This window comes from Salinirussus salinus, assembly GCF_009831455.1.
Lineage (GTDB): Archaea > Halobacteriota > Halobacteria > Halobacteriales > Haloarculaceae > Salinirussus > Salinirussus salinus.
In genome coordinates, this window is sequence record NZ_WOWO01000001.1 from 101,213 (window position 1) to 127,192 (window position 25,980).

31 protein-coding genes and 1 tRNA gene are annotated in these 25,980 nt (G+C 70.8%); 18 read left to right on the plus strand and 14 right to left on the minus strand.

The window, feature by feature from the left end; genetic code table 11:
* Positions 1–5: 5 nt before the first annotated feature.
* Together GN153_RS00430 and GN153_RS17400 are read right to left on the minus strand one after the other, a co-directional pair.
* Positions 6–473: a cupin domain-containing protein gene (locus GN153_RS00430; RefSeq protein ID WP_159898675.1), complete on the minus strand. Its 468-nt coding sequence runs from the start codon at positions 471–473 to the stop codon at positions 6–8.
* A 1-nt stretch (position 474) separates the two neighbouring features.
* A complete protein-coding gene (locus GN153_RS17400) occupies positions 475–639 on the minus strand; it encodes a DUF6757 family protein (RefSeq protein ID WP_201287775.1) in 165 nt (54 codons plus the stop codon).
* Between the two features lie 158 nt (positions 640–797).
* Between GN153_RS17400 and GN153_RS00435 the strand changes: the two genes are divergently transcribed.
* Together GN153_RS00435 and GN153_RS00440 are read left to right on the plus strand one after the other, a co-directional pair.
* Positions 798–1,088 (plus strand): DUF5789 family protein, encoded by a 291-nt coding sequence (locus GN153_RS00435; RefSeq protein ID WP_159898677.1) that lies wholly within the window; start codon positions 798–800, stop codon positions 1,086–1,088.
* A gap of 74 nt (positions 1,089–1,162) precedes the next feature.
* The gene (locus GN153_RS00440; protein ID WP_236544721.1) at positions 1,163–2,377 is read left to right on the plus strand and encodes an MFS transporter; all 1,215 of its coding nucleotides are present in this window, start codon (positions 1,163–1,165) and stop codon (positions 2,375–2,377) included.
* A 30-nt stretch (positions 2,378–2,407) separates the two neighbouring features.
* Here the strand turns inward: GN153_RS00440 and GN153_RS00445 are convergent, their stop codons facing one another.
* Both GN153_RS00445 and GN153_RS00450 read right to left on the minus strand, forming a co-directional pair.
* Positions 2,408–3,112 carry an Nmad3 family putative nucleotide modification protein gene (locus tag GN153_RS00445; RefSeq protein ID WP_159898679.1) on the minus strand — a complete coding sequence of 235 codons (705 nt, stop codon included), beginning with the start codon at positions 3,110–3,112 and terminating at the stop codon, positions 2,408–2,410.
* Positions 3,109–3,366 (minus strand): DUF7577 domain-containing protein, encoded by a 258-nt coding sequence (locus GN153_RS00450; RefSeq protein ID WP_159898681.1) that lies wholly within the window; start codon positions 3,364–3,366, stop codon positions 3,109–3,111. Before GN153_RS00450 ends, GN153_RS00445 begins: the two co-directional genes overlap by 4 nt.
* A gap of 128 nt (positions 3,367–3,494) precedes the next feature.
* Between GN153_RS00450 and GN153_RS00455 the strand changes: the two genes are divergently transcribed.
* Positions 3,495–4,331: a DUF4097 family beta strand repeat-containing protein gene (locus tag GN153_RS00455; RefSeq protein ID WP_159898683.1), complete on the plus strand. Its 837-nt coding sequence runs from the start codon at positions 3,495–3,497 to the stop codon at positions 4,329–4,331.
* Positions 4,332–4,394: 63 nt separating this feature from the next.
* Here GN153_RS00455 and GN153_RS00460 read toward each other — a convergent pair whose 3' ends face one another.
* Complete coding sequence (locus GN153_RS00460; RefSeq protein WP_159898685.1) at positions 4,395–5,306, minus strand: acyltransferase; 912 nt, start codon at positions 5,304–5,306, stop codon at positions 4,395–4,397.
* A 190-nt stretch (positions 5,307–5,496) separates the two neighbouring features.
* Here GN153_RS00460 and GN153_RS00465 point away from each other — a divergent pair, with 190 nt between their 5' ends.
* A complete protein-coding gene (locus tag GN153_RS00465) occupies positions 5,497–6,615 on the plus strand; it encodes a CPBP family intramembrane glutamic endopeptidase (RefSeq protein ID WP_159898687.1) in 1,119 nt (372 codons plus the stop codon).
* A gap of 1 nt (position 6,616) precedes the next feature.
* Here the strand turns inward: GN153_RS00465 and radA are convergent, their stop codons facing one another.
* The gene (radA, locus tag GN153_RS00470; RefSeq protein WP_159898689.1) at positions 6,617–7,663 is read right to left on the minus strand and encodes a DNA repair and recombination protein RadA; all 1,047 of its coding nucleotides are present in this window, start codon (positions 7,661–7,663) and stop codon (positions 6,617–6,619) included.
* Between the two features lie 194 nt (positions 7,664–7,857).
* On the opposite strand from radA, the gene GN153_RS00475 reads away from it, so the two are divergent.
* Positions 7,858–8,934 carry a 60S ribosomal export protein NMD3 gene (locus tag GN153_RS00475; RefSeq protein ID WP_159898691.1) on the plus strand — a complete coding sequence of 359 codons (1,077 nt, stop codon included), beginning with the start codon at positions 7,858–7,860 and terminating at the stop codon, positions 8,932–8,934.
* A gap of 27 nt (positions 8,935–8,961) precedes the next feature.
* Here GN153_RS00475 and GN153_RS00480 read toward each other — a convergent pair whose 3' ends face one another.
* From GN153_RS00480 to GN153_RS00490, 3 genes are read right to left on the minus strand one after another with little or no spacing between them, the layout of a single operon-like run.
* Positions 8,962–9,258: a hypothetical protein gene (locus GN153_RS00480; RefSeq protein WP_159898693.1), complete on the minus strand. Its 297-nt coding sequence runs from the start codon at positions 9,256–9,258 to the stop codon at positions 8,962–8,964.
* A 50-nt stretch (positions 9,259–9,308) separates the two neighbouring features.
* Positions 9,309–10,295: a mannose-1-phosphate guanylyltransferase gene (locus GN153_RS00485; RefSeq protein ID WP_394350876.1), complete on the minus strand. Its 987-nt coding sequence runs from the start codon at positions 10,293–10,295 to the stop codon at positions 9,309–9,311.
* Positions 10,292–10,576: a DUF7091 family protein gene (locus tag GN153_RS00490; RefSeq protein ID WP_159898697.1), complete on the minus strand. Its 285-nt coding sequence runs from the start codon at positions 10,574–10,576 to the stop codon at positions 10,292–10,294. The genes GN153_RS00485 and GN153_RS00490 overlap by 4 nt, the downstream gene beginning before the upstream one ends.
* A 131-nt stretch (positions 10,577–10,707) precedes the next feature.
* On the opposite strand from GN153_RS00490, the gene GN153_RS00495 reads away from it, so the two are divergent.
* From GN153_RS00495 to GN153_RS00510, 4 genes are all read left to right on the plus strand, one after another.
* Entirely contained in the window at positions 10,708–12,360 is a 1,653-nt protein-coding gene (locus GN153_RS00495) for an AMP-binding protein (protein WP_159898699.1), read from the plus strand.
* Between the two features lie 168 nt (positions 12,361–12,528).
* Positions 12,529–13,467: a replication factor A gene (locus GN153_RS00500; RefSeq protein ID WP_159898701.1), complete on the plus strand. Its 939-nt coding sequence runs from the start codon at positions 12,529–12,531 to the stop codon at positions 13,465–13,467.
* Positions 13,467–14,105 (plus strand): RPA family protein, encoded by a 639-nt coding sequence (locus tag GN153_RS00505; protein WP_159898703.1) that lies wholly within the window; start codon positions 13,467–13,469, stop codon positions 14,103–14,105. Before GN153_RS00500 ends, GN153_RS00505 begins: the two co-directional genes overlap by 1 nt.
* Before the next feature lie 134 nt (positions 14,106–14,239).
* A complete protein-coding gene (locus tag GN153_RS00510; protein WP_159898705.1) occupies positions 14,240–14,677 on the plus strand; it encodes a CopG family transcriptional regulator in 438 nt (145 codons plus the stop codon).
* A 36-nt stretch (positions 14,678–14,713) separates the two neighbouring features.
* Here the strand turns inward: GN153_RS00510 and GN153_RS00515 are convergent, their stop codons facing one another.
* Entirely contained in the window at positions 14,714–15,169 is a 456-nt protein-coding gene (locus tag GN153_RS00515; protein WP_159898707.1) for a DUF5814 domain-containing protein, read from the minus strand.
* Between the two features lie 99 nt (positions 15,170–15,268).
* On the opposite strand from GN153_RS00515, the gene GN153_RS00520 reads away from it, so the two are divergent.
* Positions 15,269–16,171 carry an alpha/beta hydrolase gene (locus GN153_RS00520; RefSeq protein WP_159898709.1) on the plus strand — a complete coding sequence of 301 codons (903 nt, stop codon included), beginning with the start codon at positions 15,269–15,271 and terminating at the stop codon, positions 16,169–16,171.
* A gap of 94 nt (positions 16,172–16,265) precedes the next feature.
* Positions 16,266–16,338: transfer RNA gene (locus GN153_RS00525), tRNA-His, on the plus strand.
* 105 nt (positions 16,339–16,443) lie between these two features.
* Here the strand turns inward: GN153_RS00525 and cmk are convergent.
* Positions 16,444–17,058, minus strand: a complete 615-nt coding sequence (cmk, locus tag GN153_RS00530; protein WP_159898711.1) for a (d)CMP kinase — start codon at positions 17,056–17,058, stop codon at positions 16,444–16,446.
* Between the two features lie 115 nt (positions 17,059–17,173).
* Here cmk and GN153_RS00535 point away from each other — a divergent pair, with 115 nt between their 5' ends.
* From GN153_RS00535 to GN153_RS00555, 5 genes are all read left to right on the plus strand, one after another.
* Positions 17,174–17,596, plus strand: a complete 423-nt coding sequence (locus GN153_RS00535; protein ID WP_159898713.1) for a cupin domain-containing protein — start codon at positions 17,174–17,176, stop codon at positions 17,594–17,596.
* A 48-nt stretch (positions 17,597–17,644) separates the two neighbouring features.
* Positions 17,645–19,681 (plus strand): DEAD/DEAH box helicase, encoded by a 2,037-nt coding sequence (locus GN153_RS00540; protein ID WP_159898715.1) that lies wholly within the window; start codon positions 17,645–17,647, stop codon positions 19,679–19,681.
* A gap of 81 nt (positions 19,682–19,762) precedes the next feature.
* Positions 19,763–21,640 (plus strand): SLC13 family permease, encoded by a 1,878-nt coding sequence (locus GN153_RS00545; RefSeq protein ID WP_394350866.1) that lies wholly within the window; start codon positions 19,763–19,765, stop codon positions 21,638–21,640.
* Between the two features lie 45 nt (positions 21,641–21,685).
* Positions 21,686–22,066: a 2Fe-2S iron-sulfur cluster-binding protein gene (locus GN153_RS00550; RefSeq protein ID WP_159898719.1), complete on the plus strand. Its 381-nt coding sequence runs from the start codon at positions 21,686–21,688 to the stop codon at positions 22,064–22,066.
* Positions 22,067–22,073: 7 nt separating this feature from the next.
* Positions 22,074–22,961 carry a prenyltransferase gene (locus GN153_RS00555; RefSeq protein ID WP_159898721.1) on the plus strand — a complete coding sequence of 296 codons (888 nt, stop codon included), beginning with the start codon at positions 22,074–22,076 and terminating at the stop codon, positions 22,959–22,961.
* On the opposite strand, the gene GN153_RS00560 is transcribed toward GN153_RS00555, so the two are convergent.
* Positions 22,958–23,683: a DUF547 domain-containing protein gene (locus GN153_RS00560; RefSeq protein ID WP_236544722.1), complete on the minus strand. Its 726-nt coding sequence runs from the start codon at positions 23,681–23,683 to the stop codon at positions 22,958–22,960. The two genes, GN153_RS00555 and GN153_RS00560, sit on opposite strands and share 4 nt — an antisense overlap.
* 64 nt (positions 23,684–23,747) lie before the next feature.
* Positions 23,748–24,449 carry a hypothetical protein gene (locus GN153_RS00565; RefSeq protein ID WP_159898725.1) on the minus strand — a complete coding sequence of 234 codons (702 nt, stop codon included), beginning with the start codon at positions 24,447–24,449 and terminating at the stop codon, positions 23,748–23,750.
* Positions 24,450–24,570: 121 nt separating this feature from the next.
* On the opposite strand from GN153_RS00565, the gene GN153_RS00570 reads away from it, so the two are divergent.
* Both GN153_RS00570 and GN153_RS00575 read left to right on the plus strand, forming a co-directional pair.
* Positions 24,571–24,753, plus strand: a complete 183-nt coding sequence (locus GN153_RS00570) for a ribbon-helix-helix protein, CopG family (RefSeq protein ID WP_159898727.1) — start codon at positions 24,571–24,573, stop codon at positions 24,751–24,753.
* Between the two features lie 298 nt (positions 24,754–25,051).
* Positions 25,052–25,513 carry a PadR family transcriptional regulator gene (locus tag GN153_RS00575; protein ID WP_201287776.1) on the plus strand — a complete coding sequence of 154 codons (462 nt, stop codon included), beginning with the start codon at positions 25,052–25,054 and terminating at the stop codon, positions 25,511–25,513.
* 29 nt (positions 25,514–25,542) lie between these two features.
* Here the strand turns inward: GN153_RS00575 and GN153_RS00580 are convergent, their stop codons facing one another.
* A complete protein-coding gene (locus GN153_RS00580) occupies positions 25,543–25,980 on the minus strand; it encodes a DUF7500 family protein (protein ID WP_159898731.1) in 438 nt (145 codons plus the stop codon).

Below are 25,980 nucleotides of genomic sequence, written 5' to 3' on the forward strand. Positions count from 1 at the left end.
AAACGCTACGAGAACTGCCCGGTCACCGCGTCACACTCCTGGCAGACGGTCACCAGCCCCGACCCCTCGTCGGCGCGCTCGATCTCCGTGGGCGTTCGCTCGCCACACTCCGGACACTCCCGGCGGATGTCGGCCCCGCTCGCGTCCGCGGGCGCGCCGAGCGCGAGCGCGACCACGCGCTCCTCGCCCTCGTTGCGTCCCAGTTGCCACTCGCCGGGCGCGAAGCGGACCGCCTCGCCGGCCCCGACGGTCACGTCGCCGTCCTCGGTCTCGAAGGTCGCCTCGCCCTCGAGGACGTAGAACAGCTCCTCCTGGTCGGGGTGGCGGTGGTAGCCGAAGCCGAAGGCGTCGCCCGGCTCGAGCTCGTAGTGGTTGAGGGCCAGCTCCTCGGCGCCGAGCGCCCGCCCCAGCGGCCGCTTTGCAGCCGCCGGCGAGGTCCAGCTGTCGACGTCCCCCGTGTTGACTCGCTCCATCTTACTCGCTCCTGTCGATGTCGAGTTCCTCGTCGAGCCCGTCGAGCCAGTCCGCGTCCGATAGCTCCTCCATCTGCTCCCGGAAGTGCTCCTCGCAGACGCCGACCCGAACGCCCTCCTTCTCGACGGTGATGTCCGCCGCCCGGTCGCAGTAGTGGCACTGCATACCCGACTGTACTCGTGCCCCGGGCATGAAGCCTGCGACCCCGACCGGCCGCCCACTCTCCGGGAACGCTGTCTGTCCCTTATACACACACAATGACCTTCGAGACATCTATGGTGATAGATAGTGAAGTTTATGTGAGCGCCGCCGAAGAGGGAGGTATGCAAGTGCTCGGTCCCGCCGAGGAGTCGTTCGACACACAGGAGTTCCCCTGCACGGCCGGCGAGTTCGTCGAGGCCCACGGGAGCGTGGAGCTCGAGCTGCCAAACGGCGCGGAGACCCTGTCGGACGCGCTGTCGTGTCTGCCAAGCGACGAACGGTTCCGGACCCGCGAGGACGCCCGGCTGGCGGTCTGTAACGGCCTCGGCGAGGCAGCCATCGGCCGCAAGGCCTACAGCGACCGCGACCCCGCCTGCCCCGGCGAGACGGGTCACGACCGCGTCTCGCTGTAGCGGCTCGTTCGACTGCAGGCAGCCGCTTCTCCGGAATCGACGCGTTGATGCCGGCCGCGTGACCGATCCCGTCCGTGAATCGGGTGTGGCGGTACGCGGTGTTGGTGCTGGGTACGCTCGCCTACACCTGCCTGACCTTCGTCTGGTTCTCGCTCGCGGCGTACCTCTCGGCGGTCACCGCCGACCTCTCGCTCACCCCCACGCAGGCCGGCCTCCTCACCGGCGCGATCCCCCTGACCTACATCCCGCTCTCGCTGGTCTCGGGCTCCGTCGTCGACCGCGTGGGGCCCTACCGGGCCATCGGCGCCGGCCTCGCCGTCTTCGGGCTCGCACAGCTCGGCCGTGCCGCCGCCGGCTCCTTTCCCGCGATGCTCGGACTCACGGTCGTCGTGGGTGCCGGGGCGACGGCGATCACCTTCGGGCTCCCGAAGCTCGTCTCCGAACTGTTCCCGGCCGACGCCTCCGGCGCGCCCTCCTCGGTGTACGTGCTCGGGGCGTCGGCGGGGACGGCGGCGGCGTTCAGTCTCGGACGCGGCCTGCTGGGGCCGGCGGCCGGCGGCTGGCGACCCCTCTTTCGGCTGACCGGGCTGGCGGTGCTCGGCTACGCCGTCTGTTGGCTGGTCGCCGTCCGGCTCGCCCCGCTCGCGGCGATGCGCTCGGCCGACGCCCAAGCAGCCGACGCCGACGACGAGGTCAGCCTCGCCACGCTCCGAAGCGACGTCGCCCGGGTGTTCGCCAGCGGCCCGATGCGGCTACTGGTGGTCGCCGGCGTCGTCTACCTGCTCGTGGTCCACGGCTTCCAGAACTGGCTGGCGACGGTGCTTGAGGCCCGCGGGGTTCAGGCCTCGCTGGCCGCCACCGCGACGAGTGGCTTCGTCGTCGCCGCGGCGGCGGGGACGCTCACACTCCCGGCCCTCTCCGACCGGCTCGACGACCGGGGGACGGTCATCGCGGCCTGTGGCGCCGTCTGCACCCTGGGGACGGCGGCGCTTCTGGTCCCGGGAGTTCCCGCGGTCGTCGGCGTCGCCGGCGCGCTCGCGGCCGGCGTCGGGGCCGGCGGCATCTCCCCGCTGGTCCGGGTCGTCCCCGCCGAGCTGGAGGACGTCGGCCCGGCGCTGACCGGGACGGCCGTCGGGCTGGTCTTCGCCGTCGGCGAGGCCGGGGGCTTTCTCGGTCCCTTCCTCATCGGGTGGCTCTACGACCTCTCGGGGTCGTACGCGCCCGGGCTGGCGGTCATCTGTGTCTGCTCGCTCGGGGCCGTCGTCGCGGGCCGACGACTCCCGGTTTGAGCGCCGGCGTCTCTGTAACTTGCCTGCCTCTCACCCGGACGCCCCGGCCCCGTCCACCCGGGCGAGCAGCTCGGTCGTCCCTTCGTCGTCGAAGCGCAGCGGCCGCCGCCACCACGGCCCTCGTCCCGAGTCGCCGGAGTGGTCGGTCACCAGGTCGCCGGCCTCCGTCCCGCCCTCGGGGGTGCTCAGCAACACCGCGCGCTCGTAGAGCCGCGAGTCCCCGGGGTCGCCGGCCAGGAGCACGCGGGCGTCGACCGTCTCCCGCTTCACGTGGGCGTTGTTCGCGAAGGCCGCCCGCTCCTCCCGGCTCAGTCCGTCATAGTCGGTCACCGGGTCGCGGGCCAGCCGGAGGTGGCCGACCAGAAAGGCCCCCCACGCCGCCGGGAGCCACTCGGCGGGCTCGGCGACCGACAGCGTCGCGTAGAAGAAACAGTAGTCACCGGCCGACAGTTCCGAGAGCGGGCCAGCCTTGACGCCGTGCTCGTCGCCGTAGGTGTACCGCTCACAGCAGGGGTAGCCGGCGAACTCCGGGTCGAGGTGGACGGGGTCGTCGTGGACCCGCGCAGGGATGTCGGCGTCGAGGTGGGGCGCGAGGTCGCCGTAGGTGGGCACCGGCCCGCGGGTGGGCTCGGACTCGGGAATGGGGACGTAGGCGAAGCTGCCGTCGGCCCGGACCGGCCCGCGGAAGCCGGGTTCGTTGGTGTTCGCGCCGACGTTGATGGCGACGGCGTTCACAGCTGGCCGGCACACTCCCGGCAGTAGGAGTAGCCCGGTTCGTTGTGTGCGCCACAGTTCCGGCAGTAGACGCCCTGTCCGCCGGCGTCCGGGTTGCGGTCGGCGACACGCTCGACCGGCGCCCGCGCGCCCTCCGGCTCGGACCCGCGGGGCGCGGTCTGTCCGCCCCGGGAGTCACGCAGGTACCGGTAGAGCAGCACCTGCACGAGCGCGAATCCCACGAGGTAGACGGCCAGCCAGACCCACGTGGACATATCTGACCTTTGGTGTCGGCGCACTTGGATGTTCGGCCGCCCGGCGACCGCGTCCGCAGCCGGCGCGCGCTCGCCGGGGCCGAGACGCGTGCTGAACGTTTTTACGCCGCTTCCGTCAATAGACAGGCATGAGGTCCCCGGAACACCCTCCCTCCCAGCGCCGACGCCGGCTGCTGCGTGCCGGCGGCGTCCTCGCCGCCGCCGGCCTCGCCGGCTGTCAGATGAACTTCGGTACCGAACTGAGCGAACGGAGTGAGCGGACCGTCGACCCCGAGGACGCCGAGGCGATGACGGTCGACCTCCGCAACGGCGACGTCGAGCTGTCGGGCGAGGACACCGACGTCGTCTCGGGGACGGTCGTCAAGCGGACCCGGGCCAGCCGGGAGGCGCTCGACGCGGTCGCCGTCACCGCGACGGTCGAGGACGGGACGCTCCGGATCGAGGCCGACCACTCGGAGGTCCCGCCCGGGGCGTCGGTCAGCGTCGACCTCGACCTCTCGGTCCCCGACTCGCTTTCGGTCGTCCGCGCCGCCTCGGAGAACGGCGACGTGACCGGCCGCGACCTCGCCGGCGACGGCGAGTACCGCACGGCCAACGGCGACGTCCGCGCCGAGGGGGTCGAGGGATACGTCACCGCCCGCTCCGAGAACGGCGACGTGACTGTCCGGGAGCCCGGCGGGCTCGACGGCGCCCGGACGACGAACGGGGACGTCGACGTGGACGTTCCCGCGCTCCGCGACGATATCACCTGCCGGACGACGAACGGGGACGTGACCGCCGCGGTCGCGGAGTCGGTCGATGCGGCCGTCGTCCTGCGGACGCAGAACGGAGACGCGACCGTCGAAGGGGTCGACCTCGGGAGCCTCGAGGCGTCGGACGCGCGGGCCAGCGGGCGGCTGGGCGAGGCGACCCACGCCCTCGACCTCCGGTCGGTCAACGGCGACGTGACGCTGCGGTCGCTGTAGGCGCGTCGACACCGTCGCGGGAGCGCGCCGCTCGGGCAGCCCGACGCGCAGGTGGCCCGACCGCTACGCGTCCGGCGGCGAGAGGTCCCGGCCGAACTCGTCGAAGACCTCCATGTTGTCGGGCACCTCGGTGGGGATCCGGCGCTGGTCGCGCCGGTCGACGTTGGCGTCCTCGAGGGGCTCGGCGACGGACTCCCAGCCGTCCTTGATCCCGATGCTCGTGGCGGGCGACCCGGCGGCGATGTGGTGGGCAGGGATGTCCTTCGAGGCTGCCGACTTGGCCGCGAGGATGGCGTTCTCCCCGACCTTCACGCCCGCTCGGACCATCGTGTCGTAGGTGACCCGCGCGTCGTCCTCGATGACGGTGTGGTAGTTCTCCACGTGGGTCTGGTCGACGACGTCGTGGTCGTGGGAGTAGACGTGGGCGTCGTCCGAGATGGAGACCCTGTCGCCGACCGTCAGCTTCCCCCGGTCGTCGAGGTGGACGTTGTCGTGGACGACGACGTTGTCACCGACGGAGATGTTGTGGCCGTAGGTGAAGGTGATCCCCTTGAAGAAGCGGCAGTTGTCGCCACACTCGTCGAAGAGGTGTTTGGCGAGCATCCGGCGGAAGCGAAGCGCGAAGGCGATGTTGTCGGCCATCGGGGTGGCGTCGAACTGCCGCCAGAGCCACTGGAGGTACTTCGAGCGCTCGAACTGCGCTTCCATGGTCTCGACCTCGGCGTAGTACTCGCTCTCCAGGGTCGCGTTGCAGGGGTCATACCCCTGCAGGCGGACGCGCTCGGCGGGGGAGATCTCCCCACCGGACTGCCAGCGCTCGTAGGCGTCCCGGTCGCCGAAGAGGTCGATGAGCACGTCCTCCACCACGTCGCAGACGTCCTCCTCGTCGCTGGAGAGGCGCCCGTCGACGTCCTGGATGAACTGCTGGAGTCCCTCCTCGGCCAGCGGAGGGAGGGAGACGTGTCGCTTGGTCATACCCACCACCTTGCCCGGCCGCGTTGATAGTCGTTGCGTGTGCGTGCGCGAGCCGCCGTTCGAGCCGTACCGGGACCGGCGGCCGCGGCTTCGGTCCCGCCCCCGGCCGCGGCCCCCGCACTGCGGTCCGCTGTGGCCGCCCGAGCCACGGTCCGGCAGTCTCAAACCCACCCCGCCCCGTAGTGGATGCATGAGCGGCGTACGCGGGCTGTTCTGGAACGGGACCGAGGCGCGGCTCCGGGCGCCCTGGCGGGTCGGGGCGACGCTCTCCCTGCTCCTGCTGGCCGCGGTGGTCGTCGCCCCACTCGCCCGCCTGCTCACCGGGCTGGACGCGCCCGGGAGCGGCTGGGACCTGGTCGTCCTCGCCGGCGCCTTCCTCGGGCTCTCGGTCGCGGTGGTCGGCCTCTCCTGGGTCGTCGACCGCCGGTACACCCGCGACCTGGGGGTCGCGCTGAGCGGCCGGTGGTACCGGGACTGTGCCGCCGGCCTCGCCGTCGGCGGGGCGATGGCGACTGCCGTGGTGGCGGCACTGCTGGCGACGGGGACGGCGTCGGTGGCCGGGACGGTCACCGGCCGGGAGGCCCAACTCACGGTGACCGGGGTCGGCCCGCTCGCCAGCGCCGGCCTCTGGGCGCTGTTCTACGCCGGAGCCGCCACCCTCGAGGAGGTCGCCGTCCGTGGCTACCTGCTCGTGAACGCCGCCGAGGGGCTGTCGGGCCGGCTCGGCCGCCAGCGGGGGGTGCTCGCCGCCGTCGCCGTCACCGCCGGGCTCTTCGGGATCCTCCACGCCTCGAACCCTGGTGGCACGATACTGGGGCTGCTCAACGTCACCCTCGCCGGCGTGCTCCTGGGCGGGGCGTACGTCCTGACCGGGCGGCTCGCCATGGCCGTCGGGATCCACGCGGCCTGGAACTTCGCGGTCGGGGCAGTGTACGGGCTGCCGGTCAGCGGGCTGGAGACGAGCTCGGCGCTGCTCGCGGTCGAGCCCGACGGTCCACGGGTGCTCACCGGCGGGGCCTTCGGCCCGGAGGGTGGGGTCCTGATGCTCGCGGCGCTGGCCGTCGGGGCCGCGCTGGTCCTCCTGTGGGTTCGCCGGTCGGAGGGGGCACTCTTCCTCCAGACGCACATCGCGGAGCCGGACCTGCGCAAGCGGCCGGCGGTCCAGCGGGCGGACGGGGCGAACGAGGGGGACGGCCCCGACGCCGACACGGACGGACAGCCCGACGGCGACGCGGCGGGGGAAACCGATACTGGAACGGCAGGCGACGGAGGCGACGGGGACCGGCGGCAGCCGGAGCCGGAAGGGTGAGCTACTCGGCGATGAGGCCGTCCTCGTCGACGCGCATCACGGCCTCGCCGTCGGGGAGGTTCGGTGCGTCGACCAGCCGGACGATCCGCTTGTCCTCCTTGGACTTGCGCAGGTAGAGCCGGAACGTCGAGGTGTGCCCGAGGATGTTGCCGCCGATGGGCTGGGTCGGGTCCCCGAAGAAGGAGTCGGGGTTGGCCGCGACCTGGTTGGTGACGACGACGGCGGTGTTGTTGAGGTCGCCGATGCGCATCAGGTCGTGGAGGTGCTTGTTGAGCTTCTGCTGGCGCTCGGCGAGTTCCCCGCGGCCGACGTACTCCGCCCGGAAGTGCGCGGTCAGCGAGTCGACACAGAGCAGCCGGACGGGGAACTCGTCGTCCTGGCTCTCGCTCGCGATCTCCTGGGCCTTCTCGGCCAGGAGGATCTGGTGGTTGGAGTTGAACGCCTTGGCGACGTGGATCTTGTCGAGGATCGACTCGACGAGCGCCTCCTGGAGGGTCTCGTCGGCCGGGTCGGCGTCGCCCTCCTCGGCGACCCCGTGGAGCACCATCGTGTCCGCGATGACTTCGTCGGGGTGACCGAGCAGCATCTGCTCGATGCGCTCGGGGCGGAAGGTGTCCTCGCTGTCGACGAAGATGGCCGACCCCTCGAGCCCGCCGTGCTCGGCGGGGAGCTGGACGTTCACCGCGAGCTGGTGGGTGACCTGGGACTTGCCGGCGCCGAACTCGCCGTACACTTCGGTGATAGACTGGGTCTCGACGCCGCCGCCCAGGAGGTCGTCGACCTCCTCGACCCCCCAGGTGAGCTTGCCGATCTTCTCCCGGCGCTCCAGGACGGTGACCCCGGACTCGAAGCCGCCGATGTCGGCGGCGTCGCGGGCGGCGTTGATGATGTCGGCGGCGCTCGACTCGCCGATGTCGGCCGTGTTGGAGAGCTCGCCGGGGCTGGCGACGGCGATCCCCTGGTAGGAGTCGAACCCGTTGTCCTTGAGCTTCTCCGCGGTCGCCGGACCGACGCCCGGCAGCTCCTCGAGGTCCTCTGTTGCGGACATACACCGGGGTTGTGCCTCCCCCCACATAAAGCCTCGTTAACAGCCTGGTGAAAGTGAAACACTGGGACGGAAGCAGGCCGCTCGGGCTGGTCGGGCTGGGGTTGATGTGTGAAGCGCGCGGCACGGGGGCCGCGACCGCCGGTATCCGGGACCGGAACGTGCGGCTTAAGCGCGCGAGCGGCCTACGCCCGGTAATGAGTCGGTCCGGCACCTTCTGCCCGCGGTGTGGCGACCCCGTCGGGGGGAGTCTCGAGGACGGGGCGCTGTGTGGGGAGTGCTACCTCGAGGAACACGACCTCGTGGACGCGCCCGACCGCGTGGAAGTCCGGGTCTGTGCACAGTGTGGCGCGGTCCACCGGGGGAACCGGTGGGTCGACGTCGGCGCCGAGGACTACACCGACGTCGCCGTCGAGGAGGTGACGGAGGCGCTCGGCGTCCACGTCGACGCCGAGGGGGTATCCTGGCAGGTCGCCCCAGAGCAGGTCGACGAGACCACCATCCGGATGCACTGCCAGTTTTCGGGGCTGTTGCGCGAGCGGCCGGTGACCGCCGAGGTCACAGTCCCGGTGAAGATCAGCCGGGAGACCTGCGACCGGTGTGGCGAGGTCGCCGGCGGCTCTTTCGCCGCGACCGTCCAGGTCCGGGCCGCCGACCGCGAGCCCAGCGACGAGGAGATAGCGCGTGCCACCGAGGTCGCCAGAGAGTACGTCGCCGACCGCGAGGGGAAGGGCGACCGCGGGGCCTACATCACCGAACTCGGGGAGGTTGACGGCGGGCTGGACGTCAAGGTCTCGACCACGCAGATCGGCCGGGCGGTCGCCGAGCGGGTGGTCCGGCAGCTCGGCGGGGAGGTCAGCGAGTCCCGCCGGCTCATCACCGAGGAGGACGGCGAGCGGGTCTACCGGATGGCCTACGTCGCCCGGCTGCCCGCCTACCGGCCCGGGGAGGTGATCGACCCCGGGGACGGCGACGGCCCCGTACTCGTCCGCAGCGTCCGGGGGAACCTGAAGGGCGTGCGGCTGACCACCGGCGAGGGCTACGAGGCGGCCTTCGAGGACGGTGACCGGCCCGAGGCCACGCGACTGGGTTGGCGTGCGGACGGCCAGGAGACGACGCTGGTCGCCGTGGAGGACGACCGCGCCGTCCAGGTCCTCGACCCCGAAACCTACGAGGCCGAGACCATCGCTCGCCCGGACTACCTCGACCCCGACGCCGAGACGGTGACCGTACTGAAGAGCCGGGCCGGGCTGCATGTCCTGCCCGAGACGTGACCGCGTGCGAAGCGACCGCGGGGCCTGTCAGGCCCGGAACGGCGTCGCCGAGGGCGCGCCAGGGGGGATCCCCATCTGGCTGCGGTGGTCTCTGTCCTCGGAGCCGGCCTCGCTGGTCTCGGCGTCGAGGTCGGCACCCTCGCCGTCGCCTTCTCGGCCCTCGAGCAACCCGTCGACCGCTTCGAGGACCTCGCGTGCGCGGGACTGTGCCTCCTCGGGGTCGAGTCGGACCCGGGCGGAGTCGTACGTGTCGATGTTGAACACCGACAGGACGACCTCGCCGTCCTCCACAGTGACCGACAGTGGGTCGTGGTTCCCCGCCATCAGTGAACAGCGGCGACGGGCGGATATCAGTGCTTGGATCTCCGGTCAGCTCACTCCCGGAGGGCGTCGACGACCTCGCGGACCCGCTCGGCGTCCTCGCGGGGAACCACGAGCGTCCGGCCGTCGTAACTGGCAACCGCCAGCCCCTCGACGCCGACCGCGCTGACGTGGCTGTCCTCTCCCGCCGCGAGCACGCAGTCGGTCGCGTCGACCGCCAGCGTCTCCCCCAGGCGGGCGTTCCTGTCGCCGTCCGCCTCGAGCACGCGGCCGACGGCATCCCACGAGCCCAGGTCGTCCCACGGGAAGTCAGCGGGCACGACGGCGACGTCGTCCGCTCGCTCCAGCACCGCGTTGTCGACGCTGACGGGCTCGACCGCCTCGAAGCCGCCCGCGGGGTCGCCGGCCTCCAGCGCCTCGACCAGCCGGGCCAGCGGCGAGTCACGGGCGGCCCCGAGCAGCGCCTCGGGCGTCCACGCGAAGACCCCGGCGTTCCAGAGCCAGCCCGCCTCGACGTACCGCCGGGCGGTCTCGCTGTCGGGTTTCTCGACGAAGCGGGCGACCTCGCGGTACTCGCCCCGGTCCGCGCCGGGTTCGATGTAGCCGTACCCCGTCGCCGGGCGCGAGGGCTCGACGCCGACGGTGACCAGCCGGCCGGCGTCGGCGGCGACGCCGGCGGCTCGCTCCATCGTCGGCGCGAAGTCCCCGGAGATGTGGTGGTCGCTTGGCAGACAGACCAGGACGCAGTCGCCGACCTGCTCGCGGACCCGGTGAGCGGCGTAGACCAGCGCCGGGCCGGTATCTTTGGGCTCGGGTTCGGTCAGCACTGCCGCGCCGGGGGCATGTTCCCGGACCGCGTCCGCCAGCGATGGACGGGTGAGCACGTACCGCTGGTCGGCGAAGCCGGCGCGGTCGACGGTCCGGGCGAGCAGCGATTCCTCGCCGCCGAGTCCGAGCAGTTGCTTGGGGCGGTCGGGCCGGCTGGCGGGGTACAGGCGGGTGCCGGTCCCGCCGGCCAGGACGACCGCGACGACGGTCACTCCCACGTCTGGACCGCCCCGTCGCGGATGTCTTCGACACACCCCTCGCAGTCGGGGTGGTCCTCGTAGCAGGCGGGCCGTCCGTCCCCGTCGAGTGTGACCGCGCGGCGCTCGGCGTACCGGCGACAGACCAGCTTCGTCCGCCCCTCCCCGTCGGTCGGCAGGTCCGCGACCGCGGCTGCCTTCCCCTCGCCGTAGGCCTCCCTGGCCTCGGCGTACTGCCGGCCCGCCGCCCGGAGTTTCGCCCGGAGAAAGCCCGGGAGCCCGTCGGGGTCGCTCATACGAGCGCTGGGGCCGACAGCCACAAAGACCCTCCGGCTCCCCGCACGGAGGGTCGGCCCGGTCGTCGCCGCCGGCGCCCACCCGGCTTCGCCCCCGGGTTACAAGCCAGGGGCACGACAACAGGCGACACATGGCGTGGGACGTCCGACTCGACCAGGACAGCTACGAGAGTGCCCGCGAGGAGTTCGACTGGGACCTGCCCGACGACTACAACATCGCCCACGACTGCCTGCGCAAGCACGACCGGACCGACCGGCCGGCGCTGTACCAGCACGACCCCGACGGCGATACCGGGACCTACACCTTCGAGGACCTCGACGACCTGTCGAACCAGCTCGCCCACGCACTCGCGGACCTGGGGGTCGACCGCGGCGACCGCGTCGGGGTCGTCGTCCCCCAGAAGCCGGCGAACCCGCTGACCCACTTCGCCTGCTGGAAGCTCGGCGCGGTCTCGCTGCCGCTGTCGGTGCTCTTCGGCGTCGACGCTCTCCAGCACCGCATCGCGGACAGCGGCGCCGAGGTGGTCGTCGCCGACGAGTCGGTCCTGGAGGCGGTGCAGGCGGCCGCCGCGGACTGCCCGGACCTCGAGTACGTCGTCGCCGTCGACGCCGACGACCCGGAGGACGCCCACGAGTTCGAGGCGCTCCGGCGGGGGTACCCCCGGAGCATGAGCCTCGCCGAGACCGGCCCGGAGACGCCCGCGATCATCATGTACACGTCCGGGTCGACCGGGCCGCCGAAGGGCGTCCTCCACGGCCACGGGGTCTGGGTCGGCCACTGTCCCGCCTTCTACATGTATTTCGAGCGCGACGTTGGCGACTCGGTGTTCTGGACCCCCGCCGACTGGGCGTGGATCGGCGCGCTCGGCGACCTGGTCTTTCCCGCCTGGCACTACGGCCGCCCCGTCGTGGGCTACCCGATGGAGGGGTTCGACGCCGAGCAGGCGTTCCGGATCCTGGAGGGACACGGCGTCACCGACAGCTTCCTCCCGCCGACGGCCATCCGGATGATGATGACCGTCGACGAGCCCGAGCGGCGGTACGACCTGGACCTGAAGGCGGTCTGTTCGGGCGGGGAGCCGCTCACCCCCGAGATCCTGGAGTGGGCCGACGGGACGCTGGATGGCGTGGCCGTCAACGAACTGTACGGCCAGACCGAGGCGAACCTGCTGGTCACGAACTGCCGGGAGTGGTTCCCCGCCCAGGCCGGCAGCATGGGCAAGCCCGTCCCCGGCCACGAGGTGGCGGCCGTCGACCCCGACACGGGCGAGCGCAAACCCGACGAGGAGGTCGGAATGCTCGCGGTCCGCCGGGACGCCGACGACCCGGTCGTCTTCAGGGAGTACTGGAACCGCCCGGAGAAGACCGCGGAGGTGACCGTCACCGACCCCGAGGGCAACGACTGGCACCTGACGGAGGACCTGGGCTACCGGGACGAGGAGGGCTACTTCTGGTTCAAGGCCCGCGACGACGACGTGATCATCACGTCGGGCTACCGGGTCGGGCCCGGCGAGGTCGAGAGCGCCATCCTCGAACACGACGACGTCGAGCAGGCCGGCGTCGTCGGGATCCCCGACGAGACGCGCAACGAGGTGATCAAGGCCTTCGTCCAGCCCGTCGAGGGGGTGGAGGGCGACGACGAACTCCGCGGGGAGATCCGCGACCTCGTGCGCGAGAATCTGGCGAAACACGAGTACCCCCGCGAGATCGACTTCGTCGACGAACTCCCGACGACCACGACCGGCAAGATCCAGCGCCGGAAGCTCCGCGGCGAGGAGGCGTAGCTGGCGAGCCGGGCGCCACGACCCCACCAGCCGGGCGGGGAGACCGCACGAACGGTCCGGTTCCCTCCCGCGGATACACTTTCACCCCGCCTGCGGAACCTTTTATACTATCGGGCGTGAATCAGCGTATGTCTCCCACCGAAACACAGACCGGAGACAGTGAGCCCAATGAGTGAGACAGATTTGCGTACCCACGCGAGCGAGATACACGAACAGTTTGCGGACCATCTCGACGTGACCGTCGAGGAGGTGGCCGAGCGCCTCGATACGCTGGTCAATGAGTACAAGGTCCCCGTCAGCGAGGCCCGGCGCAGCGTCACGAACACCTACCTCGACGAGGCCGGGATGGACCGCGAGGAGATCTCCCAGGGGGGCGGGAACGAGCGCGTCGAGGTCGCCGACATCGACGCCCCCGAGCAGTGGGTCGACCTCACCGCGAAGGTCGTCGACCTCTGGGACGCCACCAGCGACGCCGTCGCCCAGGTCGGCCTGCTCGGCGACGAGACCGGAACAGTAAAATTCACCAAGTGGTCGAAGTCTGACCTCCCGAGCCTGGAGGAGGGGAAAGTCTACGACCTCCGGAACGTCGTCACCGACGAGTACCAGGGCCGGTTCTCGGTGAAGCTCAACCGGACGACCGTCATCGAGGAACTCGACGAGGAGATCGAGGTCGGCGACGACGCCGTCGAGGTGGAGGGCGCGCTGGTCGACATCCAGTCCGGTTCCGGACTGATCAAGCGCTGTCCAGAGGAGGACTGCACCCGCGTCCTCCAGAACGGCCGCTGTTCCGAGCACGGCGAGGTCGAGGGCGAGTTCGACCTCCGGATCAAGGGCGTGCTCGACGACGGCACCGACGTCCACGAGGTCATCTTCGACGAGGAGGCCACCGAGGCGCTGACCGGGATCACCCTGGAACAGGCCAAGGAGATGGCCATGGACGCGCTGGACACGACCGTCGTGGCCGACGAGATGCGCGAGAAGACGCTGGGCCGGTACTACCGCGTCGTCGGGCCGACGCTGGGCCGGTACGTCCTGGCCAACGAGACCGAGCACCTGGCCGGCGGGGTCGACCCTGAAGCTGCCCTCATCAAAGCGAGGTCGATATAATGGCGAGCACCCCAACCCGCGAGGTCGCACGGCGCGTCTTCGCACGCGAGTTCAACGACGCGAGTTTCACGTTCAAAGAATCGGACGACGAGCGCGCGCCGGTCTACCTGCTGTTGCCGACCGGCGAGCGCGCCAACCGCGTGTTCGTCGTCGGCACGCTCACCGAGACCGAGGACGTCGGCGAGGACTCGGAGTACTGGCAGGGCCGGATCGTCGACCCCAACGGTGACACCTTCTTCACCTACGCCGGCCAGTACCAGCCCGACGCCGCCTCGGCGCTCCGGGAACTCGAACCCCCGGCCTACGTCTCGGTGGTCGGCAAGCCCCGCACCTTCGAGACGGACGACGGCGAGGTCAACGTCTCGGTCCGGCCGGAGTCGATCACCGAGGTGACCGAGGCCGAGCGGGACCGCTGGGTGGTCGAGACCGCCGAGCAGACCCTCGACCGGATCCGGGCCTTCGACAGCGAGACGCCGGAGGCGTCGCACGAAGGCGGCGACGCCGCCGGAGTGGACGAGTACGTCGAGATGGCCCGCGAGCAGTACGGCGGCTCCGTCGACGCCTACAAGCAGGCCGCCATCGAGGCCCTGGAGAGCCTCGACGCCGAGGCCGAGGCCGAACCGGAAGCCGGCGCGTAGCGGCCACACACCCCCCGCGTTCCCCTTCCTTCCCCGCGTCCCTTTGCCGTTGCGAGCGCCCCAGCCGTGACACGGTCGGTCATGCGTCCGTCTGACAAACGGTTAAGTAGGAGGAGCGACGACCAGTTCGCACGATGGGCAACAAAAACAAGACGATCTCCTTTCGCGTCAGCCAGGAGAAGTTCGAGACGCTCCGGGACATCGCGGAGGAGCGTGACATCTCGCTTTCGGCGGTCTTCCGTGACTACGTCGACATGCTCGTTGCCCACGACGGCCAGGTCGAGGTCGTCCCCGAACACGAGGTCAGCGAGTCCGAAAGCTCTGGAACGGAGAGCTTCCCGCCGAAAGTCGAGGTGCCGAAGAGTTTCGTCCGCGAGCACGAGCGCCTCGAACTCGAGGCCGAGCACCTCCGCGAACAGCTCGAGGAGCACAAGCGCTACGTGACGAAGCTCCGCCAGGAGATCGACGAGGCCGACCAGGAGGACGTCGTCCAGCTCGAGGAGCTCGACGGCGACGAGGAGGAGGAACCCTCCTACCGGATCGGCTCCAGCTTCGAAGACAGCTCCTTCTGACCCCCTTCCTGGCTGACCGCCCTTCTCTCCGCCTCGCTACCGCACGAGTCCCTGCTTGAGCGCGCGCACCTCGCGCGCCGCGTCGTCCTGTCCGTCGACGTCCGCCAGCGCCTCCGCCGCCTCCAGAGTGCGGACCGAGCTGTCGAGAAATGAGAGGATGTCGCCGGGGTAGGCGTACAACATGTAGTCGTCGCCCATCACGTCGACGATGGCGTCCGGCCCCAGTCCCTGCTCGCGCAGCTCCAGCAGGTAGCGGACGAACTTCCGCTCCGGGCAGCCACAGTGGGGGCTGGCCTGGCAGTCACAGTCCATGAAGTCCTCCGCGAAGTCGAGCACCCGGTCCCGGGTCGCGTCGTCGAGCTTCGAGAGCCCCTCCCCCGAGAAGAGGATGTCCAGTGTTGCCCCCTTGAACGCCCCCTTCGGGAAGGAGGTCTCTAACTGGGAGGCGAGCTGGCGGTGGTTTTTGATGTATATCTTGTCGGTGACAGCCACGCGTTGTAGGACCCAGCATGTCTGCGGACAAAAGCGACACGGACCGCCGGCTGTCGGTCCCTCCCCCGATGTTTAGTGGGCGGCCGCCGAGAGAGCCTCATGAGCGAACTCGACGCGCTGGATGTCGAATCGGCCGACGGAACACGGATTCGCGTCTGGCGGCGCGCCCCCGAGGAGGCGACCGAGGCCGTCCTGTTCGTCCACGGCGCCACCTACGGCGGGCGGGCCGCGTTCGCCCCAGAGGGGTACTCCTGGCTGGAGGACGTGGCTGACGCGGGCCGGGCCGCCTACGCGCTCGACGCTCGCGGGTACGGCGATTCCGGGCGCCCGCCCGAACTCGACGCGCCGGCCGGGGACGGCGACCCCGTGGTCCGCGCGGAGACGGCCGCCCGGGACGCCCAGGCCGCGCTCGACGCGGTTCGGGAGTCCGTCGAGACGGTCCACCTGGTCGGTTACTCCTGGGGGTCGATGACCGCCGGCGTCCTGCTCGGGGGGCTGGGTGTCGACGTGGCTTCGCTGGTCCAGTACGCCCCCGTCTACTCGCCGGCCGCCGACCGGGAGTCCGACTTCTCGCCGGGCGACCCGCCCGCGGCCTACCGGACCGTCACCGAGGCCGAGACCCGGGAGCGGTGGGCCGAGCAACGGCCCGACCCGGTCCCGGACGGGGCCTTCGAGGCGTTCTGGGAGACGCTGCTCGACTCCGGCCAGCACGCCGGCGAGGGCCGGGTGGTCGCCCCCAACGGGACGCTGGTGGACCTGACAGCGGCCGTCGACGAGCCGCTGTACGACCCCCGTGCCATCGAGGTCCCGACGCTGGTGGTCCGGGGGTCGCTCGATACGGCCTCGCGCCGCCCCGACGCGCTCGCGCTGTACGACGCGCTCGGAGCGGGGGACCGGACCTACACCGAGGTCGCCGGCGGCACTCACTTCATGCAGTTCGAGTCTGTCCGGAGGTCGCTTGTCGGAGCGGTCGGGAGCTTCCACGACCGGGTCGGCGGATAGGGACGTCTCGGAGCACCCCTCACCCAGGGCGGCGGCGCGCGGCTAACGTAACGTATTTGAGGCGCTCGCGGATTAGGTACGCGTGCACGCCGCGTCCGGGTTAGGGTAGTGGACTATCCTTCAGCCTTGTGGAGGCTGAGACGCGGGTTCAATTCTCGCACCCGGACTGACATTTTATACCCCGTCTACGTACGCGTATTTTCGCCAATATTATCTCTTTTCTTATAATTATGTGAGCACACGGAGCGGCAGAGTCGTCGACGGGGCCGCGCTCAGATGGGCACGTCCGGCGTCTCGAACGCCCCCTCGTCGCGGGCGGGGTCGTACTGTTCGATGGCCGCCCGCACGACCTCGAAGACGCCCCGTTTCCCCCAGCGTGCGGTGTTCAGGTGGAGGTCGTAGAACTCCCGGTTGTCGACGTCGATCTCGTAGTAGGCGTCGTACCGCTGTGCTTCGCCGACCTCGCGGACCTGCATCTCGGCGACGGTCTCCTCGCGGTCGCTCACGCGCTGTTTGCGGACTTCGTCGGGGGCGTCCAGCCGGACCCGCAGGTCCGCGCGGTCGCCGGCCAGCCACCCGGCCAGGCGGGACTCGAGGATGCAGGGTTTGTTCGAGGTTCCCCACTCCTCGGCGATGGCGCGGAGCCGCCTGTCCAGTTCGCGGTCGAGTTCGTCGGACTCCTGGGCTTTCGCGCTGAGCTGTGTGAGCGTGAGCCCACGGTCGTCGGCGAGCTCCCGGAACACGTCCCCGCCGGAGATGTACGGGCAGCCGATGGCGTCCGCGAGCTGCGTGCACAGCGTCGTTGCACCGCACCCGGGCGGTCCGGAGACGGTGATGAAGAGGTTCGTGTCGATCGATGCCGCCGGCCGGCTCCCAGCCCGACTCATGGCTGACCTGTCGTCCAGTGGACGGAAAAGGGACAGCATTTCGGCCGGGTCCGGGGTCGTGTGCCCGCCGTGCGGTCCCTGACGACTTATGCCAGTGGGGCGCCGACCCAGATTCATGAGCGAAACCGAGAGCCAGCCACTCGTCCGCCGAAGCGAAGACATCGAGGCCGAGACCGTCGAGGCAGGCGACGGGCTCACGAAAGCCGTGCTGCTCGGCGAGGAACACGGTGCGCCCAACGTCGCCATCCGTGAATTCCGGCTCGCGCCCGGCGGGACCGTCCCCCGCCACACTAACGAGATCGAACACGAGCAGTACGTTCTGCAGGGCGAGTACGTGGTCGGGATCGGCGATGCGCCGGAGGCGCATCGGAGCGACGGCGACGCCGTCAGCGCCGGGGAGGAGTACACCGTCGGGCCGGGCGACGCGGTCCATATCCCCGCGGGGGCGGTCCACTGGTACCGCAACGAGGGCGAGGAGGAAGGCGTGTTCGTCTGTGCGGTCCCGACCGGCGACGACGCGATCCAGGTGTTGGAGTAACGAGGTGGGTCCGGGGCACTGAAATACGCCGCCCCTCTACAGAAGGACGTGTCACAGCAGGTCGAGCGCGTCGACACCGTCTTCCTCCACGAGGACGGCGAGGAGTTCCGGGTCGTCGCCAGCCGGGACGGCGACCGGGTCTTCCGGGGCCGGCTGGAGGTCACAGAGCGCGACGCCGGCCCCCGGCCGGCCCGGCTCCGGGTGACTGACGGGTCCAGCGAACAGCTGTACAGCCCCGACGAGTTCGTCGACCTGGCCCGCGGGGCCGCCCGGATCCGCGTCTCCGAGCAGACTTCCCCGGCCGGCCGGGCGACCATCCGGGAGCTGCTCGACGCCTACCAGCTCGAGGCGAAGGTGGTCCGGACCTGCCGGTACTGCGCCAACAGCGGCCGCTACTCCCCGATCACCGCCGAGACAGCCATCAGCGCCGACGGGGAGGCCATCTGCCCGGACTGTGCCCGCGCGGAGCTCGACCGCGAACTCGCGTATCGGGGAGAGATCACCGGCTCGGCGCGGGACCGCCTGGAGGACCTGCTCCTGGAGGTCCAGGACCTGGACCGGATCACCGACCTGCTCTCGGGGGAACTCGACCCCGACCTGACGAAGTTCGACGAGATCAGCGCGACCGTCGACGAGGTCGACCCCGTGCCGACCGCCGAGCTGAGCCTCCACCCGGGCATCCAGTCGAAACTGGAGGAGCGGTTCGACACCCTCCTGCCGGTCCAGAGCCTGGCCGTCGAGAACGGCGCCACCGAGGGCCAAGACCAGCTCGTCGTGAGCGCCACGGCGACCGGGAAGACGCTCGTGGGGGAGATGGCCGGGCTGGACCGCGTCCTGAATGGCGAGGGGAAGATGCTCTTTCTCGTCCCGCTGGTCGCGCTGGCAAACCAGAAGTACGAGCAGTTCCAGGAGCGCTACGGCGATATCGCGGACGTGACGCTGCGGGTCGGCGCCAGCCGGATCAACGACGACGGCTCCGGGTTCGACCCCTCCGCGGACATCGTCGTCGGGACCTACGAGGGAGTCGACCACGCGCTCCGGACCGGTCGCGACCTGGGCGAGGTGGGGACGGTCGTCATCGACGAGGTCCACACCCTGGGCGAGCCAGAGCGGGGCCACCGGCTCGACGGCCTCATCGCCCGCCTGAAAGACTACTGCCGGCAACGGGGAACCGACGCCCAGTGGGTCTACCTGTCGGCGACGGTCGGTAACCCGGGGGCGCTGGCGGAGGCGCTGGAGGCGACGCTCATCGAGTTCGAGGAGCGCCCGGTCCCGATCGAGCGCCACGTCACCTTCCTCGACGGCCGCGAGAAGATAGACGTCGAGAACCGGCTCGTCAGGCGGGCTTTCGACAGCAAATCCAGCAAGGGCTACCGGGGGCAGACGATAATCTTCACCAACTCCCGGCGGCGGTGTCACGAGATCTCCCGGCGGCTGGAGTACGACTCCGCCCCATACCACGCCGGCCTGGACAACAAACGCCGCTCCCGCGTCGAGGGGCAGTTCGCCGACCAGGAGCTCGCAGCCGTGGTGACGACCGCCGCGCTGGCGGCGGGGGTCGACTTCCCGGCCTCGCAGGTGATATTCGACTCGCTGGCGATGGGGATCGAGTGGCTCTCCGTCCAGGAGTTCAGCCAGATGCTCGGCCGGGCCGGCCGCCCCGACTACCACGACAAGGGGACGGTCTACCTGCTCGTCGAGCCCGACGGCACCTACCACAACTCACAGGAGATGACCGAGGACGAGGTGGCCTTCAAGCTCCTGAAGGGGGAGATGGAGCCCGTCCGGACCCGCTACGACGGCCCCGCCGCGGTCGAGGAGACGCTGGCGAACATCACCGTCGCGGGCTCGCGGGCCAAGGCGCTCAACGAGTCGATGGTCGGGGAGGTCCCGACCAAACACGCCCTCGGAAAACTCATCGAGTACGGCTTCATCGACGGGCTGGAGCCGACGCCGCTGGGGCGGGCGGTGACCCGACACTTCCTCTCGCCGGGGGACGCCTTCGCCATCCTCGACAGCCTCCGGAAGGGCGAGGACGCCTACGACCTCGTCGCCCGGATGGAGCTGCGCGAGGACGACCGGTAGCCCGGCCGCCGACTCGTCGGGCCCGGCAGAACCCCCACCCGGGGCGCGGCCTTTTTGATGCCAGCGGGCGACCCCCGGCACGTGCCAGCCGTCACCGCCGGGACCGTCGTCGTGTTCGTTCTCATCCTCGCCGCGCTGGTGCTGTTTGCCACCGAGCCGGTCCCGGTCGACGTGACGGCGCTGACGCTTCTGGTCGCACTGGTACTCGTCGACCCGGTCACGCAGGGAATGGCCGACGCCGGGCTGCTCGCCGAGCCGGTCTACGTGCTCCGGAGCCCCGGCGAGGACGTGGCCGCGGCGACCGCGCGGGGGCTCTCTGGCTTTGCCTCGAGTGCGACGATCACCGTGCTGGCGATGTTCATCCTCTCGGGAGGGGTCCAGCGGACCGGCGTCGTCCAGCGGCTGGGCGAGCGGGTCGCCGGCCTGACCGGCGACAGCGAGGGTCGCCAGGTCGCCGCGACGATCGGTATCGTCAGCCCGCTGTCGGGGTTCATCAACAACACTGCCGCGGTCGCGGTCCTGCTGCCGATGGTGAGCGACCTGGCCCACAAGACCCGCAACTCCCCCTCGAAGCTGCTGCTCCCGCTCTCGTATGCCTCGATGTTCGGCGGCATGTTGACCCTGATCGGCACCTCGACGAACATCCTCGCCAGCGAGCTGTACGCGGAGTTTTCCGGCCGCCCGTTCTCGATGTTCGAGTTCACGCAGCTGGGGGTGGTCGTGACCGTCGTCGGCGCGGCATACCTGCTGACCGTCGGCCGGTGGCTCACCCCGACCCGGATCGAACCCGAGGCGGACCTGACCTCGGAGTTCGGGCTCGAGGAGTATCTCACCGAGGTCGTCGTCCGGGAGGATTCCGTGCTCGTGGGCAAGACCGTCAGCGAGGGGCTCTCGGCCGTGGAGTTCGACGTCGACGTCCTCCAGCTCGTCCGGGACGGACGGGCCTTCGCCGAGCCGCTCGAGCCCAAGACCATCCGGGCCGGCGACGTCCTGGCGGTCCGGGTCGACCGCGACACGCTGGTCGACCTGCTCGACGCCGAGGGGCTCGACGTCCTGGCGGACGTGGAGGTGACCGACGAGGAGCTGGAGGCGCCCGACGAGGCGAGCAACCTCGTCGAGGTGGTCGTCGCGCCCGGCTCCCGGCTGGTCGGGGAGTCGCTGGCCGGGATGGCCTTCCGCCAGCAGTACGACGCCACCGTCCTCGCGCTCCGGCGTGGCGGCGAGCTGATCCGCGAGCGGATGGACGACCTCACCCTCCGGGTGGGGGACACGCTGCTGGTCCAGGGTGCCTCCGAGAGCCTGACTCGGCTGGAGGACAACCCCGACTTCATCGTCGCCCAGGAGATCGAGCGCCCGGACGTCCGCTCCTCGAAGACGCCCGTCGCGGTCGGGCTGGTGGCCGCCGTCGTCGGGCTGGCGGCGCTGACCCCTATCCCGATCGTCGCCGCCGCCCTCGCGGGGGCGCTGGGGATGGTGCTGACCGGCTGTCTCCGGCCGACCGAGGTGTACGACACCGTCCAGTGGGACGTGATCTTCCTGCTTGCGGGGGTGATCCCGCTTGGGCTCGCGCTGGAGACCACCGGCGGGGCGGCACTCATCGCGGATGGCGTCGTGGCTGCCTCGGCTACCCTCCCCGCGGTCGCCGTCCTCGGGTTGCTCTACGTGATCACCGCCGTCCTCACGAACATCGTCTCGAACAACGCGAGCGTCGTGTTGATGGTCCCGGTGGCCATCGAGGTGGCCGGCAAGCTCCCCGGGGACGCCGCGCTCGCGTTCGTGCTCGCGGTGACGTTCGCCGCCTCGACGGCCTTCATGACGCCGGTGGGATACCAGACCAACCTCTTCGTCTACGGGCCCGGCGGGTACCGCTTCACCGACTACGTCCGCGTCGGCGGCCCGCTGCAGGCCATCTTCACCGTCGTGACGACACTCGGCATCGCCTTCTTCTGGGGCGTATGATCGAGCCGCCCGAACCGACAAGTCTCCCGGCCCCGTAACGTCCCTGTGCCAACCGTCGAGTTCGAGGACGCGACTGGCGAGCGGACGACCGTCGAGTGTGCGGCCGGAGCGACGCTCCGGGACGCCCTCCTGGCAGCCGACCTCCCGGTCCACAACGGGCCGCGGCTCGTCTCCTGTCACGGCCACGGGTCGTGTGGGACCTGTGCCGTCGCAGTCGATGGACGGGTCGAGCCGCCCGCGCCGGCCGGCCGCGAGCGGGTCCGTCTGTCCGTGCCGCCACACGACCCCGGTTCGGGGCTCCGCCTGGCCTGTCAGGTGACCGTCGAGGACGACCTCCTGGTCAGGAAGAGGAGCGGCTTCTGGGGGCACCACGCCACCGACGGCGACACCGGTGCCGGCGGCGAAGCCGACGGCCGCCAGGACTGAGCCGCCGATGCTCCGGGAGTCTCGTACCGTCCTGCGGACGCTCTGGGCGGCGAGCCGCCCGGCGCAGCTGTTGCTGGTCCTCGGGGTCTACCTGCTGGGGGTGAAGGCCGCGGACGCGCTCGGGGGCACCGTCGACGCCGCCGGGGTCGCCGCGGGCGCGGCCGCGCTCCTGCCCGTCGCCGCCAGCGTCCACTACGCCAACGAGTACGCCGACCACGAGACCGACGCGCTGACCGAGCGGACACCCTTCTCCGGCGGCAGCGGCGCGTTACAGGCCAGCGGACTCGACCGCTCGGTGCTGCTCCGGGCGGGCGCGGCCTGCCTGTTCGCCGGCAGCGCCCTGGCGGCAGGCCTGGTCGCGACGGGACTGCTCGACGGACGCGCCCTCGCCCTGATCGCCGTCGTCGCGGCCTTCGGCTGGCAGTACTCCGTCGGCCCGCTCCGGCTGGCCTGGCGGGGGCTGGGCGAACTCGACAACGCCGCGCTGGGCGGGCTGGCGCTGCCGGCCTACGGGGCGGCGGCCATCGGCGGCCCGACAGGTCGGGTCGCGCTCGTCTCGGTCCCCTTCTTTCTGGTCGTCCTGTTGAACCTCTTTGCGACCCAGTGGCCCGACCGCGAGGCCGACGCCGCGGTCGGCAAGCGGACCCTGGCCGTCCGGTGGCCCCGCCGGCGGCTCCGGGCGGCCTACACCCTCGTCGGCGCGGCCGCAGCCGGCTCGCTTCTGGCGCTGCACCCGGACCCGCTGCCGACGCCAGTCGCGCTCGGGAGTCTGGTCGCCGTCCCGCCGCTGGTGGTGGGCTGGACGGGGTACACCCGCCGCCGGGTCCCGTGGCCGACCGTGACCGGGATGGTCGCGCTGGCGGCCGGCCAGTTCGCCGGCTGGTGTCTGGTTTAGTGTGGAGCCCGCTCGCGCTCGGCGTACGCCCCGGGGTCGAACGACCAGTCCCACTCCCGGTAGGACAGCGACGGGGTCGCGCCCCTGGGGATCCGGTCGTACCGCCGGAGGAAGTCGTATATCCCGCGCTTGCCGCCGAAGTCCCCGCGGAACCACAGCATCACCCGCGGCACCAGCGCCGCGTCGGCCGCGGGGTCGTAGTCGACGTGTTCCTCGAGGTATCCGCGGGTCGCCAGGTCCAGTTGCTCGTCGACGGCCTCGCGGGTGTAGGCGGCGACGGGCGGACAGCTCTCGGCCCCGCAGTTCAGCGCGAAGTGGACCCGGGGGTCCCGCTCGTCGGGGGCGTGTCTGTCGGCGAACGCGCTCCGGAGCGGCCCGGGCACCCGGAGATAGCCCAGCGCGAGCTTGTGGTACGACCGCCGGAGGACCGCGTGCTCGATGTCGTCGAGGCTCAGCGGCCGGCCGGCGACCGCCACCAGGTCGGCCGTGAAGAACTGCCGTCGGTTGTCGTACCGCGACGGGTCGGCCGCGAGCGCCCGCTGGGTGGCCGCGTTGTAGACGTTGGTCCAGAAGGCCAGCCGCGCGGGGTCGGTGTCGAGCGCCGCCGCGAGCTCCCGGTCGCCGAGGTCGGCGAGGTCGGCCGCCGGCCCGGCGGTGGGCTCCCCCCGCCGGACGGCCAGCAGGAACTCCGCCGAGAGCGTGACTGGGTCGGCGTCGGTCACGTCCCCCGGTACGGGCCACGCCCTCATGACCGTTCGGCCGGCGTATCCCGGCAGCGCACGCGGGTCAGCCGTACCGCTCCGCGAGGTCGCGTTTCGTGTCGGCGATGACGGCCTCCTCGGCACGCCGCATCGCACGCAGCGCCTCGTCGGTGTAGTCTACCTCGACGGTCGGGAGCCCGCCCAGTGTCGCTCCGAGCCCCGCGAGCCCGCCCAGCACCTCGCCGGGGTCGAACGTGACTGCCATCCGGAACGCCCCCGGATGGTCGCGGAGCGGCCCCGTGAACGCGAAGTGGTTCTCGACGAGCGCGACCGCCTCCTCGTGGGGGAGTGTCGCCGTCACGGCGGGCCAGAACGCCTCCTGCTCGGCGGCCACCAGCGGGGCGATAGCCTCGCCGAAGCGACGCTGGCGCTCGACCAGCCGGTCGCGGACCCGGCCGCGCCGCTCGGCCGGCAGGTCCGGCCGGAGCGCGTCGTCGTAGGCGTCGGCCGCCAGCAGGGGTTCGCGGTAGCCCTCGATGTCGTCGCCGCTCTCGACGAAGTCGAGCAGCGTCTCGAATTGGTCGAGGACCTGCGCCCGGTGGGCGTCGAGCTCCGGGCGGACGACCCGCTCGCGGAGCAGGTCCGAGTTCCCCAGCAGCCTGTCGACGACCCCGCTGCCGGGGCCACCCTCCCGGAGCGCCCGGGCGACCCGGAAGGCCTCGGCCGTCCGGTCGAGCGCCCGGTCGACGTACCGCTCGAATCCCTCGCGGACTGCGGCGCGTGTCACACCTCCGGTAGGGCCGGAGTCCGCTTGTAGCTGACGCCGACAGGGAACGCGGGTGAGTGCCCGTCCGGACGACGCGCGTCTGACCGGGGTTTTTGTCCCCCGGCGGTCGATGTGGGCAACGATGACCGACCAGTCGCTCGACCTGACGGAGGTCACCGTCGAGTTCGACGAGGAGGTCCTCGAGCAGGTCGACGAACTCGCCTTCCGCGACCACCGCGACCACCGCGAGGCGGCGGTCCGGGAGCTGCTCGACCAGTGGTTGAAAGCACACGCCGCGGAACGCGGTTCGGGGGAGACCGAGTAGCCGCGGACTCACCGATACCCGGCTCGGAGCCACAGCTCGCCGGACCGCACCGCGTACTGTTTTTGCTTCTGAGAATTACGGGCAGAAAAAGGGAACTGGTAACGGGTTGGCTGTTTTTCAGAGATAGAAATAGCTGATCACGGTATAAGTGGAAACAACCCTTTGTACCGATCAGCAGATGAACCAGTCGAACTCGACAACGGAGCAGGCGAGGTCTCGTTCCCAGCACTCTCTGGAGGGCGCGTCCACTGCGTTGTCCGGAGTGGACACAGACACGAGCTTGGGGGGCGACGACGGTGTGACGCTCGGTCAGCTGTACAACGAGTTGCGCTCGGGTGATGTCATCTCCGACACCGACGGGGTCCGTCTGGTTCCCGAACAGCACTCCGAGGCAGTCCTCGAGGACGTGACGAGTACGCTGTTCGGCCAGTCCGGCTTCCAGTTCAGGGAGTCGGTCGTGAAAGAGAATCTCGACGAGATCCTGTTGCTGTTGGTCGCACACCGGAGCTCCGAGACCAACGGCAAGAGCCTGATGAGTGACCTGGCGGCGGTATTCGATACGCGTCTGAGCCCGGGGACACTCTACCCACAGCTCCACGAACTCGAGGACGAGGGTCTGCTCCAGGCCCAGGAGCTCGTCCGGACCAAAGAGTACCGCATCGACGACGAGGAGGCGTTGGCCGAGCGGGTCACCGCCGCCGCGGAGCAACACCTCACGTTGGGGCTGTTCTTCCACGCCGCACTCGAAGAGCTATCCTGAGCGCGGAGCAGCGGCGTCTCGTTTCCCGGTCAGCACGGCTCGACCTCGACGTCGAGGGCGGTGTTCTCGAGCAGGATAGCGAGGGCTGCTTCCGGTCGGTGCTCTCCAGCGACCAGGCCGACGTACCAGTACACCAGCGACTCGAAGGCCTCGGAGACGTCGTCGGTGTCGGCCACGACGGTGTCCTCGGCGTCCCCGGCGCGCGCACCAGCCACGAGGGCGTGTGCGCCCGTGAGGTCGGTAAGGTCGGCGTACGCGCCCGGGGCGGTCTCCGCGCCCGGCTGACCGTCGCGTTCGTGCACTCGGTGGTTGCCGGGTGGTCGCGAGCTGGGGTCACCGTCCGGCGGGACTCCCTCCCCACCGTCGGTGTGAACCACCCGTCGCCCGTCGTCCAGTTCGCGGACGTGTTCGTCGCTCGGTTCGAGTTCGTCCGGCGTCAGAACGCCGTTGGGGTTATCCTCTGTCAT